Origin of the sequence: Actinomadura citrea, from assembly GCF_013409045.1 — a bacterium.
GTDB lineage: Bacteria > Actinomycetota > Actinomycetes > Streptosporangiales > Streptosporangiaceae > Spirillospora > Spirillospora citrea.
In genome coordinates, this window is the sequence record NZ_JACCBT010000001.1 from 8,430,931 (window position 1) to 8,444,938 (window position 14,008).

Here is a 14,008-nt window from a genome sequence, read left to right on the forward strand (position 1 = left end):
TAGTACAAACTTAGCGGTGCGGTCAGGCGCCCGCGACATCGGGGCCCGTCGCGATCCCGGCGGCGGGCTCGCTGTAGGCGACCTCCACCAGCCGGCTGCCCTCGAACGTCAGGCTCGTGAGGCTGGCGAGCGCGCACTCCCGGCGGGCCGGGTGGTGCCAGAGCCGGCGGTGCTCGGCGTGCAGCCGCAGGATCCAGATCGGCAGCTGGTGGCTGACGCAGACGGCCTCGTGACCGAGGGCCGTCTCCCGTGCCCTGATGACGACGGCGCGCATCCGGGCGACGAGCAGCTTGTACGGCTCGCCCCAGGACGGCCGGAACGGGTTGACGAGGTGGCGCCAGTGCTCGGGGCGGCGCAGCGAGCCGGTCCCCACCCCGAACGTGAGCCCCTCGAAGTGGTTGCCGGCCTCGATCAGGCGGTCGTCCACCGTGACGGGCAGGCCGAGCGCGTCGGCCAGCGGCGCGGCCGTCTCCAGCGCCCGCTGCATGGGCGAGGAGAACAGCGCGGTGACGTCCCTGTCGGCGAACCACCGGGAGGCGGCCTTCGCCATGAGGACGCCGTCCTCGCTGAGGCGGTAACCGGGCAGCCGCCCGTAGAGGATGCGCTCGGGGTTGTGCACCTCGCCGTGCCGCAGGAGGTGAACGATCGTCGTGTCAGTCATGGCGTCGTCAGATTACCCGCGCCCCCGCCTCCTCCCCGCAACCGGCCGGGACGGCGGCGCGCAGGGCGGTCACGGCGGCGCGGATCGCGGGGCGGCGGGCCGCCTCCTCGCGCCAGACGGCGTAGACGCGGCGCGACAGCGGGGCCGAGAGCGGGACGATCGCGACGCCCGGCGGGACGTCGCAGCGGCCGAGGCGGGGCAGGATGACGTTGCCGAGCCCGGCGGCGACCAGGGAGAGCTGGGTGGCGAACTCGTAGGCCATGTGGTCGATCCTGGGTTCGCTGTCGATGGCGCGCAGCGTGCGCAGCAGCCAGTCGCAGCAGATGCTGTCGGGCGAGGAGCTGATCCACGGGTCCCCCGCGAGCTCCTTGAGGTCGATCGTTTCGCGCCCGGCCAGGTCGTGGCCCGCGGGCAGTGCCGCGTCCGCGACGTCCTCGCAGATGACGCCCTTGTGCAGGCCCTCGGGCAGCGGGAGGGGCTCGTTGTTCCAGTCCTGGACGACGGCCATGTCGAGGTCCCCGCGCTGGACGAGCGGCATGCTGCGCATGGGGTCCTCCTCGCGGAGCAGGACGCGCAGATCGGGGTGGTCGGCGCGCAGGGCGCGCAGCGCGGCGGGCATCAGCCCGCGGATCGCGGTCGGGAACGAGGCGACGGTGAGCTGGCCCACGACGGAGCCGCGGTGCGCCTCCAGGTCGGCCTGCGCCTGCTCGACGAGCGACAGGATCCGCTCGGCGTGCGCGACGAGCAGCTCGGCGGCGTCGGTGAGGCGGACGCCGCGGCCGTTGCGCTCCAGGAGCTTCTGCCCGGTCTCCCGCTCCAGCTTCGCGAGCTGCTGGGACACGGCCGACGTGGTGACGTGCAGGACGTCCGCGGCGGCGCTGACCGAGCCGTACGTCGCGACCGAGTGCAGGGCGCGCAGCCGTTCCAGATCAAGCATGAAGCAATACTAAAACGAGGTGTCAAGAAGTTCTCGCTTGTCCTAAAGCAAGTGTTTCCTCACCATCGAGGCATGAGATCGCGCCACGTCCTGCTGGCCACCCTGATCGCCGCGCTGTGGGGCTTCAACTTCGTGCCCATCAAGGTGGCGCTGGACGACTTCCCGCCGCTGCTGATGGCCGCGCTGCGGTTCACGGCCGCGGCGGTGCCCGCGGTCTTCCTCGTCCGCCGCCCGCCGGTCGCCGCGCGCTGGTTCGTCCTGGTCGGCGTCCCGCTCGGCGTGGGGCAGTTCGGCCTGCTGTTCCTCGGCATGAGCATGGGCATGCCCGCCGGCCTGGCGTCGGTCGTGCTCCAGGTGCAGGCGGTCTTCACGGCGCTGTTCGCGGGCCTGCTGCTGGGGGAGCGCGTCGGAGGCCGCCAGATCGCCGGGATGGCCGTCGCGTTCGCCGGGATCACGCTGCTCGGCGTCGCGCAGGGCGAGGGCGGGAGCCCGGTGGGGGCGTTCCTGGTCTGCCTCGGCGGCGCGGCCGCCTGGGGTCTGGCGAACGTCGCCATGCGGGGGATGAACCGGTCCACCGGGGAGCCGGTCGACGCGTTCGCGTTCATGGTGTGGATGTCGCTGGTGCCGCCGCTCCCCCTGCTCGCCCTGTCGCTGATCTTCGAGGGGCCGGGGGCCCTGCCGGAGGCGGCGCACCACCTCTCGCTCGCCGGGGTGGCCTCGGTGGCGTTCATCGCCTACGTCGCCACGCTGTTCTGCTTCGGCGGATGGGCGTGGCTGATCCGCCGGTACGAGGTCGGCACGGTCGCCATGTACTCGCTGCTCGTCCCGCCGTTCGGGCTCGTCTCGGCGGCCCTGCTGCTGGGCGAGCACGTGGACGCGGTCCGGCTCGCCGGCGCCGCACTGATCATCGCGGGGGTCGCCGCCGGCAGCGTCCGGCCGCGGTCCCGCACCCGCAGCCTGCCCGCGCCGCCCGCGCCCGCCGCGCCGGCCGCCCGAACGAGATGAGATCCATGCACGGAATCCACGCGTCGCTCGTCACGCCGTTCAGCGGCTCCGGCGAGGTGGACGCCAAATCCCTCGAACGCCTCGCCCGGCACTGCCTGGAGAACGGCGCGGACGGCCTGGTCGCGCTCGGCACCACCGGCGAGGCCGCGCTGCTGAGCGCCGCCGAGCAGCGGACGGTGCTGGAGGTGTGCCGGGCCGTCTCGATCGAGCACGGGACGCCGCTGACGGTGGGCGCCGGGACGATGGGCACCGAGGACTCGATCCGGCAGGCCCGCGAGCGCGCCCCGCTCGCCGACGCTCTGCTCGTCGTCGTCCCGTACTACCTGCGGCCGTCGGAGGAGGGCGTCATCGACCACTTCGCCGCCGTCGGCGCGGCCGTGGACGTCCCGCTGATTCCGTACAACGTGCCGTACCGGACGGCCAGGCCCCTGTCCGCCGACGCCCTCCTGGCGATCCTCGCGCTCGACTGCGTCGCCGGCATGAAGCACTGCGCGGGCGCCGTCGACCAGGACACCCTCGCCATGCTCGCGGCCAACCCCGGCAAGGCGATCCTGTCCGGGGACGACGCCTTCATCTACCCCATGCTCCAGCTCGGCGCGGCGGGCGGCGTCGCCGCGTGCGCGTGCCTCGCCCCGGCCGCCTACGCCGCCATGGCGCGGGCTACACGGGAGGGCAACGCGGCGCGGGCGCTGACGTTCCACAACGCCCTGCTGCCGATGGCGGAGGCGCTGTTCAGCGAACCTTCCCCGGCCGTCCTCAAGGCGTGCCTGGCCGACGAGGGGCTGATCGACGACCCCGCGGTGCGCGCTCCCCTGCACGCACCGCGCCACGAACCGGTCGTCGCCGCCCTGAGGGCGTTCCGCGCTCTGCCGTTCTAGGACTCCGCCGCGCGCGCGGCGGCGCGGGCGGCGTGCGGGAGGGCCTCCAGGACGCGTCCCAGAGCCTCGTCGTCGTGCGCGGCGGACAGGAACCACACCTCGTACGCCGAAGGCGGCAGGTACACGCCACGCTCCAGCGCGGCGTGGAAGAAGGCCGCGTACGCCTTGGGGTCCTGACGCTGCGCCGCGGCGAAGTCGCCCACCACGCCGTCGGTGAAGAAGATCGAGAAGAGGTTCCCGGCGGTCTGCAGCGTGTGCGGGACGCCCTCGCGCTCCAGCGCCTCGGACGCGGCCTTCGACACGATCTGCGCCGAGCGGTCGATCGCGGCGTACACCTCGTCCGTGGCGCCGCGCAGCGTGGCGAGCCCGGCGGCGGTGGCCAGCGGGTTCCCCGAGAGGGTCCCGGCCTGGTAGACGGGCCCGGCGGGGGCGAGGTGGTCCATGACGTCGGCGCGCCCGCCGAACGCGGCGGCGGGCAGCCCGCCGCCCATCACCTTGCCGAACGTCATCAGGTCGCCCGGCACGCCCTCGATCCCGAACCACCCGGACCGCGACGCCCGGAACCCGGTGAGCACCTCGTCGATCACCAGCAGCGCGCCGTACCGCTCGCACAGCCGCTTGAGCAGCGCGTTGAACCCGGCCAGCGGCGGGACCACGCCCATGTTGCACGGCACCGCCTCGGTGATCAAGCAGGCGATGTCGTTGCCGTGGTCGTGGAAGGCCGTCTCCACGGCCGCGACGTCGTTGTACGGCAGGATCAGCGTGTCGGCGGTGGTCGCGCCGGTCACGCCCGGCGTGTCGGGGAGCCCGAACGTGGCGACGCCGGAGCCCGCCGCGGCGAGCAGCGAGTCCACGTGCCCGTGGTAGCAGCCCGCGAACTTCACGATCTTGGTGCGGCCGGTGAACCCGCGGGCCAGCCGGATCGCCGACATCGTCGCCTCGGTCCCCGAGTTGACCAGCCGGACCTTCGCCGCCGCCGTGCGGGACACGATCTCCTCGGCGAGCTCCACCTCGCCCTGGGTCGGCGCGCCGTAGGACGTGCCGCGTCCGGCCGCGTCCCGCACCGCCTCCACCACGGCCGGATGCGCGTGCCCGAGGATCATTGGGCCCCACGAGCACACGAGGTCGACGTATGAGGTGCCGTCGACGTCGGTAAGGTACGGACCACGCCCGGACGCCATGAAACGGGGCGTCCCGCCTACGGCGCCGAAGGCCCGGACCGGGGAGTTGACGCCGCCGGGAACAACGGCGGCGGAACGGTCGAACAACTGCCGGGAGCGATCGAAGTCAGTCACGGTTGCAGTCTCTCAGTTGCAGTTCGGCGACTTGCCTTGACCCGGTGGCGTATGGGCCGATATTCCACCAAGTACGACATCGGAGGGATGGCTTTCACCGTGGTCAACGGCTGGACGGTCCCGGGGTTCACCCATGAACGCGAACTGGGCGGCGGAACCTCGGGCCGGGTAGTGCTGGCGGTCGACGACATGACCGGCACGCGGGTCGCGATCAAATACCTCGACCCGGCGCTCGGCGCCGACGAGGCGTTTCTCGCGCGCTACCGCGTGGCGTCACGAGGCCTGTCCCAGCTGGAAGACCCGAACGTGGTCGACCTCTACGACTTCGTGGAGACCGCAGACGGCACCGCGATCGTGATGCAGCACGTCGAGGGCGTGAGCCTGCGGCGGATGCTCGCGGCGCAGGGCCCGAGCGGCCCCCTCGCGGCCCTGTCGATGCTGGGCGGGACGCTCCTCGGCCTCGCCGCCGCGCACGACCACGACCTCGTCCACGGCTCGATGCGCCCGGCGAACGTCCTGGTCGACGCCGAGGGCAACGCCCGCCTCACCGACTTCGCGACGGCGCCCGCGGGCACCGAGGCGCAGCACGGCCCGCCGTACGCGGCGCCCGAGCTGTGGGACGGCGCGCCCGCCACCGTCGCCACCGACCTGTACGCCGCCACCGCGATCTTCTACGAGTGCCTCACCGGGCGGCCCCCGTACGCGGGCCGCAACATGGCGCGGCAGCACCGCGAGGCGCCGATCCCCGCCGAGGAGGTCCCGGGGCCGCTGCGCGACCTGATCCACCAGGGCCTGGCCAAGGAGCCGGAGAAGCGCCCGAAGTCCGCCGCCGACTTCCTCGGCGCGCTGGAGGACGCCGCCGTCTCCGCCTACGGGCCGTCCTGGGAGGCGCAGGGCCGCGGCCGCCTCACCGAGCTCGCCGCGCAGGCCGCGCAGCAGCCCGAGCCGCCGAAGGCGAAGCCGTCCCGCAGCAGCGGCCGCACGCCTGTCGTCGCCGGCCCGAAGGGCGGCGGACGGTCCCGGATGCGCTGGGTGGCCGTCGCCGTCGCCGTCGTGCTCGTCGCCGCCGGGGCGGGCGCGGCGTTCCTGCTCAAGGGCGGCACCTCGCTCGGCGGTGACAAGCAGCCGCCCGAGCCGAAGCCCGCGCAGAGCAGCAGCCCGCAGCCGACGCTGCCCGTCGGCGGCGTCGACCCCGCGCCGCTCGTCGCCCGCATCGACCAGGCCGTCGCCAGGACGCCCGGCGCCGCGTTCAGCTACCGCCAGACCGGCTGCTGCGGCTTCCCCGTCACCGGCCAGGGGACGATCGGGCTGGTGCAGGGCGCGACGCCGTCCTACGCCCTGACGCTGGCGGGGACGGGCAGCGCACGCAAGCCGGTCCGGGCCGTCATCGTCCAGGACCGGCTGTACGTCCGCGCCGGCAAGAAGTGGCGGCAGTCGCCGCTCGGAGGCCGCGGCTACCCGGCCGCCGGCGACCAGGTGCGCCAGGGCGGCTCGGTCGCGAACCTGACGACGCTGCTGCGGTCGGCGACGAAGCTCAGCAGATCTGGAGCGATCTACGAGGGCGAGGCGCCCGCCGCGAAGCTGGCCCAGGCGCCCGGCGTCGGCCCGCTGTACGCGCAGATGGCGCAGGCCACGGGCGCGCAGCAGATCGCGTTCGCCGTCAGGCTCGACGCCGGCTACCGGCCCGTGAAGTTCTGGGTGCGCGCCGGGCCCGAGAAGGGCCGCAACCAGATGCAGCGCGGCTCCTACAGCGGCTGGGGCCGCAAGGCCCCCATCAAGGCGCCCCACTGAGGGGCGCCCCGCTGAGGGGCGCCTCGCTCACCGGAGGCATCCGCCTGAGCGGCTAGGCGCTCTCACAGGCGTCCGAGAGGACCTCCAGGAGGCGCAGCGGGTCGGGCAACGGGCCGCGGGACGGCGGGCGCAGCCAGGCCGCCTCGCGGCCGTTCGGCAGGACGGACGGCGGTGCGACGACGTAGCTGTCGCGGCAGTGCCACCGCATGCCCGGCGTCTCGGCGACGTCCTCCGGGGAGCAGTCCAGTTGGCAGGACCACCACTCGTCCTCGTCGACGGGCGCGCCGCGCGTGGCGACGAAGAACAGGTGCCGGTCGCCCCCGAAAGACGCGACCGGACCGACGGGGAGGTCGTCCCGTGCGATCCGGTCGAGGGCGACGGTCCCGGCCGCGGCCGGTACGTCGAACACGTCGAACACCCGGCCCGTCGGCAGGATGATGTTGGCCTGCGGCCGCTCGGCCCACCAGCGTTTGATCACGGCCGCGTCGACGCTCGCCTGGTGCGCCCAGGCCGCCGACACCGGATGCGCGCCCGGGTCGGGACAGCCGAGCCGGTCGCACGAGCACGCCCGGTCACCGCCCGACGGGGGGTGGGCTCCGGGATAGCAGGGCCACCCCAGATCGGCGTACTCCCGCGCCGCCGCGGCCATCCGGTCGCGCGCCGCCCGCTGCCGTCTGCTCCCCGAGACCGCCAGCATCTCCGCCCCCCAATACCCAAGGTCGCACATGGGTTCCTGGTTAACGATGATGCCCGCCGGGATGAACCCCGGACACGGCAACCCCGGGAAAACGACCCTAAGTGACTAGAGGGCGGGGTGGTCGAAGGCGAACTAGGCCAGTCGGCGGGCGACCTCGGTGGCCCAGTAGGTGAGGACGATGTCGGCGCCGGCGCGGCGGATCGCCACCAGCGACTCCATGATCGTGCGCTCGCGGTCGAGCCAGCCCTTCTCGGCCGCGGCCTCGATCATCGCGTACTCACCGCTCACCTGGTAGGCGACCACGGGAACGTCGACGGCGTCGCGGACGCGGCGCACGATGTCGAGGTAGGCGCCCGCGGGCTTGACCATGACCATGTCGGCGCCCTCGTCGAGGTCGAGGAAGACCTCGCGGAGCGACTCGTCGGCGTTGGCCGGGTCCTGCTGGTGGGTGGACCGGTCGCCGAACTGCGGGGCGCACTCGGCGGCGTCGCGGAACGGGCCGTAGTAGGCGGAGGCGTACTTCACCGAGTACCCCATGATCGCGATGTCGGAGTGGCCCGCGCCGTCCAGGGCCTCGCGGATCGCGCCGACCTGGCCGTCCATCATCCCGGACGGGCCGACGACCGCCGAGCCCGCCTCGGCCTGGGCGAGGGCGATGGAGGCGTACCGCTCCAGCGTGGCGTCGTTGTCGATCTCGCCGGACGCGGTGAGGATGCCGCAGTGCCCGTGGTCGGTGTACTCGTCCAGGCACAGGTCGCTCATGACCACGATCGCGTCGCCCAGGTCCGACCTGAGGTCGCCGAGCGCCTGCTGGACGATGCCGTCCGGGGCGTCGGCGGCGGAACCCACGCCGTCCTTCACGGCCGGGATGCCGAACAGGATGAGGCCGCCGACGCCGGCCTCGGCCGCCTCGTGGGCGGCCTTGCGCAGGCTGTCGCGGGTGTGCTGGAACACGCCCGGCATGGACGCGATCGGCTGCGCCTCGGAGATGCCCTCCTTGACGAACACGGGCAGCACCAGCTCCGCGGGGCTGAGCCGGGTCTCGGCGACGAGCCGGCGCAGCGCGGGGGTGCGCCGCAACCGCCGCGGGCGTGCGGCGGGAAACTGTGCAGACATGATCCCTCGGTGTGTGTTTCCGGGTGCGGGGTCTACTTGCGGCGCCGGGCGCCCCGGCGCATCTGGCTGGGCTTGCGGAGCGGGTCGCCCGCCTCGATCTGGGCCGCCCTCCGCTTCGCACCGTACTCCGCGAGAGCCTCCGCGAGAGCCGATACCGAGGGCTTCTCCGCCATGACGTCGACGCGCAGCCCGTACTCCTCGGCCGTCTTGGCGGTCTGCGGCCCGATCACGGCGATCACGGTCACGTTGTGGGGCTTGCCCGCGATCCCGATCAGGTTCTTCACCGTGGAGGACGAGGTGAACAGCACGGCGTCGAACCCGCCGCCCTTGATCGCCTCGCGGATCGGCGCGGGCGGCGGCGCGGCCCGGACCGTCCGGTAGGCGGTCACGTCCTCGCACTCCCAGCCGAGCTCGGTGAGCCGGGCGATGAGCACGTCGGTGGCGATGTCGGCGCGCGGCAGCAGGACCCGGTTGATGGGGTCGAGGTCCTCGTCGTAGGGCGGCCACTCCTGGGCCAGGCCCTCGCCGGACTGCTCCCCGGACGGGGTCAGGTCCGGGTGGACGCCGAACTCCACCAGCGCGGCGGTGGTCTGCTCGCCGACGGCGGCGACCTTCAGCCCGGCGAACGCGCGGGCGTCCAGGCCGTAGTCGGTGAACTTCTCCCGGATCGCCTTCACCGCGTTCGTGGAGGTGAACACCACCCACTCGTACCGGCCGGTGACCAGGCCCTTCACGGCGCGCTCCATCTGCTGGGGCGTGCGCGGCGGCTCGACGGAGATCGTCGGGACCTCGTCCGGGACGGCCCCGTACCCGCGGAGCTGGTCCGACAGCGAGGCGGCCTGCTCCTTGGTGCGCGGCACGAGGACCCGCCAGCCGAACAGCGCCTTGGTCTCGAACCAGGAGAGCCTGTCGCGCCAGTTCACCACGTCCCCGACGATGATCAGGGCGGGCGCGTCCATGCCCTTGGTGTCGGACGCCAGCCTGCTCAGCGTGGAGACGACGGTCTCCTGCTCGGTGGTGGTGCCGAGGCTCGTCATCGCGGCCGGGGTGGAGTCGGGCCGTCCCGCCGCGACCAGGCCCTTGGCCACCTCGGCGACCGCGCCCTCGGCGCCGAGGACGACCAGGGTGGTGTCCGGGGCGGCGAACCGCTCCCAGTCGACGCCGCCCTCGGAGGCGTCGACGACGCGGATCTCGCGGTTCGCGGCGTCGGTCAGCGGGATGCCCGCGTAGCCGGGCACGGCGGTCACGGAGGACACGCCGGGCACCACCTCGAACGGGACGCCCGCCTTGGCCAGCGCACCGCCCTCGGCGGCGTAGTTGCAGGCCACCCCCGGGTCGCCGCGGAACAGCCGGACGACCCGGCGCCCCGCCTTGGCGGCCCGCGCGGCGAGCTTCACCGGGTCGCCGTCCGCCGTGTCGAGGATCTCGGCGTCCGGGCGGCAGTGATTCAGGATCTCGGCCGGGCAGTGGGCGCGGCTCACGACGACGGTGTCGGCGCGCTCCAGTTCGGCGGCGGCACGCAGGGTCAGCAGGCCGGGGTCGCCCGGCCCCATCCCGACGATCGCGACGGTCCCCGGCCCGGCCGTCCGGCGCGGCGCGGCCGGAGCCGCGCTCCTCGCGGGCCTGCCGCTCTTCGCGGCCTTCACGGACCTGACGGTCGTGTCGGCGGTGGCCTCGTCGGCCGTGGTCTCGTGGGTGGTCTCGTCGGCGGCGGGCTCGTCGGCGGCGGTCGGATCGGTCTTCGCTGTGGCGCTCTTCGCGGCGGGGCTCACTCGCGTTCCCCCATCAACTGGTCGGCCCCCTGCGCGAGCAGCCGGTTCGCGAGATCGCGTCCGAGCTGCTCCGCGGCATCCGGGTGGCCGCTTGCGGACAGCCGCACCTGCCTGCTGCCGTCGTACGCCGCGACGGCAGCCGTCAGATGCAACCTTTCATCTACTTCGGCAGCGTATGTTCCCACGGGCGCGGAGCAGCCCGCCTCCAGCACCGCCAGCACCGTCCGCTCGGCGGTGACGGCGCGCCGGGTCGGGGCGTCGTCGATCGTCCCGAGCAGGGCGCGCAGATCGTCGCGGTCGGCGCGGCATTCGAGCGCGAGTGAACCCTGCCCGGGGGCGGGCAGCATCTGGTCGGGGTCGAAGACCTCGCTCACCGCGTCCAGCCGGCCGATCCTCCTCAGACCCGCGTGCGCCAGGACCACGGCGTCCAGCTCACCGTCGGTGACCTTGCGCAGCCGGGTGTCGGCGTTGCCGCGGATGGGGACGATCTCCAGGTCCGGGCGGAGCGCGCGCAACTGCGCGACGCGGCGCGGCGAGCCGGTGCCGATCCGGGCGCCGCGCGGCAGGTCGGCGAGTTTCGCGGGGCCGCACAGGGCGTCGCGGGCGTCGTCGCGGGCCGGGGTGGCGGCGAGGGCGATCCCGGGCGTCTCGGACGTCGGCAGGTCCTTCAGCGAGTGCACCGCGAAGTCCACCTCGCCGGACAGCACCCTGTCGCGGAGCGCGTTGACGAACACGCCCGTCCCGCCGATCTGGGCGAGCAGGGCCTTGGAGACATCACCCTGCGTCGTTACCCCGACAAGCTCCACCGCATGCCCCGTGAGCCGCGACAACGCGTCGGCGACGCCCTGCGACTGGGTCGTCGCCATCAGGCTCTTGCGGGTGCCCAGCCGGAGCGGGCCCCTGCTCCCGGTACTCACGCTTCGTCTCCTTCGTGCGCCGGGACGGCGTCGCGGGCGCTGACCGCCCGCACGCTCGCGGCCCGCGCGTTCACCGTCTCGACGTTCACGCCGTCCGACGGCGGCTCGGACATCGCCTCGGACATGGCGTCGGACATCGCCTCGGACATGGCGTCGGACACCGCGTCCCGCCCCTGCCCTGACGCGGGGCTGACGCAGTCGGCCTCCGCGCATTCCGGGCTCGGATCCCAGGCGGCGCCGTCGCGGACGTCGGCGTCTCCCATGTCCGCGCGGGCCACCGCCTCGGGGGCCTTCGGGTCCAGGTCGAAGAGCTCGCGCAGCGCGTCGGCGTAGGAGTCGCCGCCCGGCGCCGCCGCCAGCTCCTTGACCTTGACGGTCGGCGCGTGGAGCAGCTTGTCCACCACGCGCCGCACGGTCTGCTCGATCTCCTTGCGGGCCCGGACGTCCATCTCCGGCATCCGCCCGCTCAGCCGGGTCAGCTCGGCCTCCACCACCCCGGCCGCCTTGCTGCGCAGCGCGACGACGGTGGGCGCGACGGCGGCGGCGCGGGCGGCGCCGAGGAACGCCTCGACCTCCGTGCACACGATCCGCCGCGCGGCCTCGACCGCCTCCGGGCCGATGGCCTGCGCGGCCTCCTGCGCGGTCCGCAGGTCGTCCAGACCGGCCAGCTCGACGTCCGGCAGGTTCCGGACGGCGCGCTCCACGTCGTGCGGGAGCGCCAGGTCGAGGAGGAAGCGGCGCCGTCCGTCCGTCCCGATCCCCTGGGCCGCGAGCTGCTCGGCGGTGATCACCAGGCCGGTGGCGCCGGTGCACGACACCACGAGGTCCGCCTCGCCGAGGGCCGCGTCCAGCTCGGACAGCCCGACCGCGCGGGACGGGACGTCCAGCGACTCGGCGAGGCGCGCCGCCCGCGCGGGGGTCCGGTTGGCGACCACGATCTCGCGCGCCCCGGCGCGGCTCAGCGTCGCGGCGGCCAGCGAGCTCATCGAGCCGGCGCCGACCACCAGCGCGCGGGCGTCCCGCAGGGGGCCGAGGTGCCGGGCGGCGACCTCCAGGCCCACGCTGACCAGCGAGGCGCCGGCCTTGTCGATCCCCGTCTCGTGGTGGGCGCGCTTGCCGACCCGCAGCGACTGCTGCAGGACGTCGTGCAGGTCGCGGCCGAGCGTGCCCTCCTCCTGGGCCAGCCGGAACGCCTGCCGGATCTGCCCGAGGATCTGCCCCTCGCCGACGACCATCGACTCCAGCCCGCACGCCACCGCGAACACGTGCTGGACGGCCCGCTCCTCGTAGTGGACGTACAGGTGCCGCGACAGGTCGTCCATCGGGACGCCGGAGTGCAGGGCCAGCAGCTCCGAGATCGCCGAGACGCCGCCGTGGAACTTGCCGACGACCGCGTAGATCTCGACCCGGTTGCAGGTCGAGACGATGGCGGCCTCGGCGACGTTCGGGGACGCGTGCACGGCGTGCAGCAGTTTGACGAGATCGTCACCGGCGACCGCGGCCCTCTCCAGCACCGCCACGGGCGCGCTTCGGTGGCTGAGGCCTACGACCAGAATGCTCATTTGCCGTCTCCAGCATCTTCCGAGTCTCCGCCCACCCGCGCCATGCGAGCTCCTGCCGAGAAGGGGCCGTCCACTGCCCCTTGGTCCGCTCCACTCATGCCGGTCGTTGGAAAGGGGGCGATCCTCCACGCCCCCCGAATTGTCCCCCTCATGCTTCCACCGTTTCCACGTACTGCGCAGCGCCGGCCGGCGCATCGGCGGCCGCCAGCGGGGCGAAGCCGTCCGGCCCGCCCGCCTTGCGCTGCTCGTGGAACGCGAGAATCTGCAGCTCGATGGACAGATCGACCTTGCGCACGTCCACCCCGTCGGGCACCGACAGCACCACGGGTGCGAAGTTCAGCACGCTCGTCACGCCGGCGGCCACCACGCGGTCGCACACCCCCTGGGCGGCGCCGGCCGGAGTCGCGATCACGGCGATGGACACCCCGTGCCCGGCGATCATGTCCTCCAGGCGGTCGGTGTGCTCCACCGTCATGCCGGAGATCTCCTGCCCGACGATGGACTCGTCGGCGTCGAGCAGGCCCGCCACGCGGAAGCCGCGGGACGCGAATCCGCCGTAGCCGGCCAGGGCCCGGCCGAGGTTGCCGACGCCGATGATGGCGACGACCCAGTCCTGGGTGAGGCCGAGCTCGCGGGAGATCTGGTAGACGAGGTACTCCACCTCGTAGCCGACGCCGCGGGTCCCGTAGGAGCCGAGGTGGGACAGGTCCTTGCGGAGCTTGGCCGAGTTGACGCCGGCCGCGGCCGCGAGCTCCTCGGAGGAGACGGTCGCGACGCCGCGCTCCTGGAGCCCGGTGAGGGCTCGCAGGTAGACCGGGAGCCGCGCCACGGTGGCTTCGGGGATGCCGCGGCCCGCGCGATCGCGGTGGCGGTTCTGTCGAGGTGTCACGGCCTGCTCTTCGGCTCGACGGTGTGTCCCCCAGGTTAAGCCCTTGTGAATACGCGCACAAAGTCGCCCCCCGGTTCGGCGGATCGCGCGCGCTCCGGATGATGTCCCGAAAGGGCGTCCATCAAGGGCTTTTCAGCATATGGGCGAAGTGCTAGGGAGCGGTCAGGGTGTGACCGACCAGACATGCCATGGCAGGCGGCCGGACCGGCGGCGGAGGGCCGGTCCGGTGCGGCGGCTAGCGCAGGTCCGCGATGGCCGCGCGCAGGCGGTCCTCGTCGACGCGCCAGAAGTCGTGCTGGACCCCGTTGATCAACGTGACGGGGATCTGCTCCCAGTACTGCTCGGTGTCCTGCTCGGACCGCGTGATGTCGCGCTCCTCCCACGGCACGCCCAGGTCGCGGGCGACGCGCTCGATCACCGCCCGGGCGTCCTCGCACAGGTGGCAGCCGGGCTTGCCGAGCAGCGTGATCATGATGTCGCGCGCCATG

The 14,008-nt window shown here is 73.6% G+C and carries 13 protein-coding genes; 3 read left to right on the forward strand and 10 right to left on the reverse strand.

Annotation, left to right across the window (positions count from 1 at the left end; genetic code table 11):
- Positions 1 to 22 precede the first annotated feature (22 nt).
- Together BJ999_RS38610 and BJ999_RS38615 are read right to left on the reverse strand one after the other, a co-directional pair.
- Positions 23 to 661, reverse strand: coding sequence for a histidine phosphatase family protein (locus tag BJ999_RS38610; protein WP_179837802.1), 639 nt, complete (start codon positions 659 to 661; stop codon positions 23 to 25).
- Positions 662 to 668: 7 nt separating this feature from the next.
- Positions 669 to 1,598: a LysR family transcriptional regulator gene (locus BJ999_RS38615; protein WP_179837803.1), complete on the reverse strand. Its 930-nt coding sequence runs from the start codon at positions 1,596 to 1,598 to the stop codon at positions 669 to 671.
- 72 nt (positions 1,599 to 1,670) lie between these two features.
- Here BJ999_RS38615 and BJ999_RS38620 point away from each other — a divergent pair, with 72 nt between their 5' ends.
- Together BJ999_RS38620 and BJ999_RS38625 are read left to right on the forward strand one after the other, a co-directional pair.
- Positions 1,671 to 2,603 carry an EamA family transporter gene (locus tag BJ999_RS38620; protein WP_179837804.1) on the forward strand — a complete coding sequence of 311 codons (933 nt, stop codon included), beginning with the start codon at positions 1,671 to 1,673 and terminating at the stop codon, positions 2,601 to 2,603.
- Positions 2,604 to 2,608: 5 nt separating this feature from the next.
- Positions 2,609 to 3,481, forward strand: coding sequence for a dihydrodipicolinate synthase family protein (locus tag BJ999_RS38625; RefSeq protein ID WP_179837805.1), 873 nt, complete (start codon positions 2,609 to 2,611; stop codon positions 3,479 to 3,481).
- Here the strand turns inward: BJ999_RS38625 and hemL are convergent.
- On the reverse strand, positions 3,478 to 4,776 hold the full coding sequence (gene hemL / locus BJ999_RS38630; protein ID WP_179837806.1) for a glutamate-1-semialdehyde 2,1-aminomutase: 1,299 nt from the start codon (positions 4,774 to 4,776) through the stop codon (positions 3,478 to 3,480). The genes BJ999_RS38625 and hemL overlap by 4 nt on opposite strands.
- Positions 4,777 to 4,863: 87 nt before the next feature.
- On the opposite strand from hemL, the gene BJ999_RS38635 reads away from it, so the two are divergent.
- Positions 4,864 to 6,567: a serine/threonine-protein kinase gene (locus BJ999_RS38635; protein WP_179837807.1), complete on the forward strand. Its 1,704-nt coding sequence runs from the start codon at positions 4,864 to 4,866 to the stop codon at positions 6,565 to 6,567.
- A 52-nt stretch (positions 6,568 to 6,619) separates the two neighbouring features.
- On the opposite strand, the gene BJ999_RS38640 is transcribed toward BJ999_RS38635, so the two are convergent.
- The 7 genes from BJ999_RS38640 to BJ999_RS38670 form a co-directional block, all read right to left on the reverse strand.
- Complete coding sequence (locus BJ999_RS38640) at positions 6,620 to 7,264, reverse strand: bifunctional DNA primase/polymerase (RefSeq protein ID WP_179839103.1); 645 nt, start codon at positions 7,262 to 7,264, stop codon at positions 6,620 to 6,622.
- 132 nt (positions 7,265 to 7,396) lie between these two features.
- Positions 7,397 to 8,380 carry a porphobilinogen synthase gene (hemB, locus tag BJ999_RS38645; protein WP_179837808.1) on the reverse strand — a complete coding sequence of 328 codons (984 nt, stop codon included), beginning with the start codon at positions 8,378 to 8,380 and terminating at the stop codon, positions 7,397 to 7,399.
- Positions 8,381 to 8,412: 32 nt separating this feature from the next.
- Entirely contained in the window at positions 8,413 to 9,942 is a 1,530-nt protein-coding gene (locus tag BJ999_RS38650; protein WP_268247858.1) for a bifunctional uroporphyrinogen-III C-methyltransferase/uroporphyrinogen-III synthase, read from the reverse strand.
- 206 nt (positions 9,943 to 10,148) lie between these two features.
- Positions 10,149 to 11,069 carry a hydroxymethylbilane synthase gene (hemC, locus tag BJ999_RS38655; RefSeq protein WP_179837809.1) on the reverse strand — a complete coding sequence of 307 codons (921 nt, stop codon included), beginning with the start codon at positions 11,067 to 11,069 and terminating at the stop codon, positions 10,149 to 10,151.
- A complete protein-coding gene (locus tag BJ999_RS38660; protein ID WP_218935426.1) occupies positions 11,066 to 12,631 on the reverse strand; it encodes a glutamyl-tRNA reductase in 1,566 nt (521 codons plus the stop codon). The genes hemC and BJ999_RS38660 overlap by 4 nt, the downstream gene beginning before the upstream one ends.
- A gap of 148 nt (positions 12,632 to 12,779) precedes the next feature.
- Positions 12,780 to 13,520, reverse strand: coding sequence for a redox-sensing transcriptional repressor Rex (locus tag BJ999_RS38665; RefSeq protein ID WP_179837810.1), 741 nt, complete (start codon positions 13,518 to 13,520; stop codon positions 12,780 to 12,782).
- Between the two features lie 235 nt (positions 13,521 to 13,755).
- Positions 13,756 to 14,007 carry a glutaredoxin family protein gene (locus tag BJ999_RS38670; RefSeq protein WP_179837811.1) on the reverse strand — a complete coding sequence of 84 codons (252 nt, stop codon included), beginning with the start codon at positions 14,005 to 14,007 and terminating at the stop codon, positions 13,756 to 13,758.
- Position 14,008: the final 1 nt, after the last annotated feature.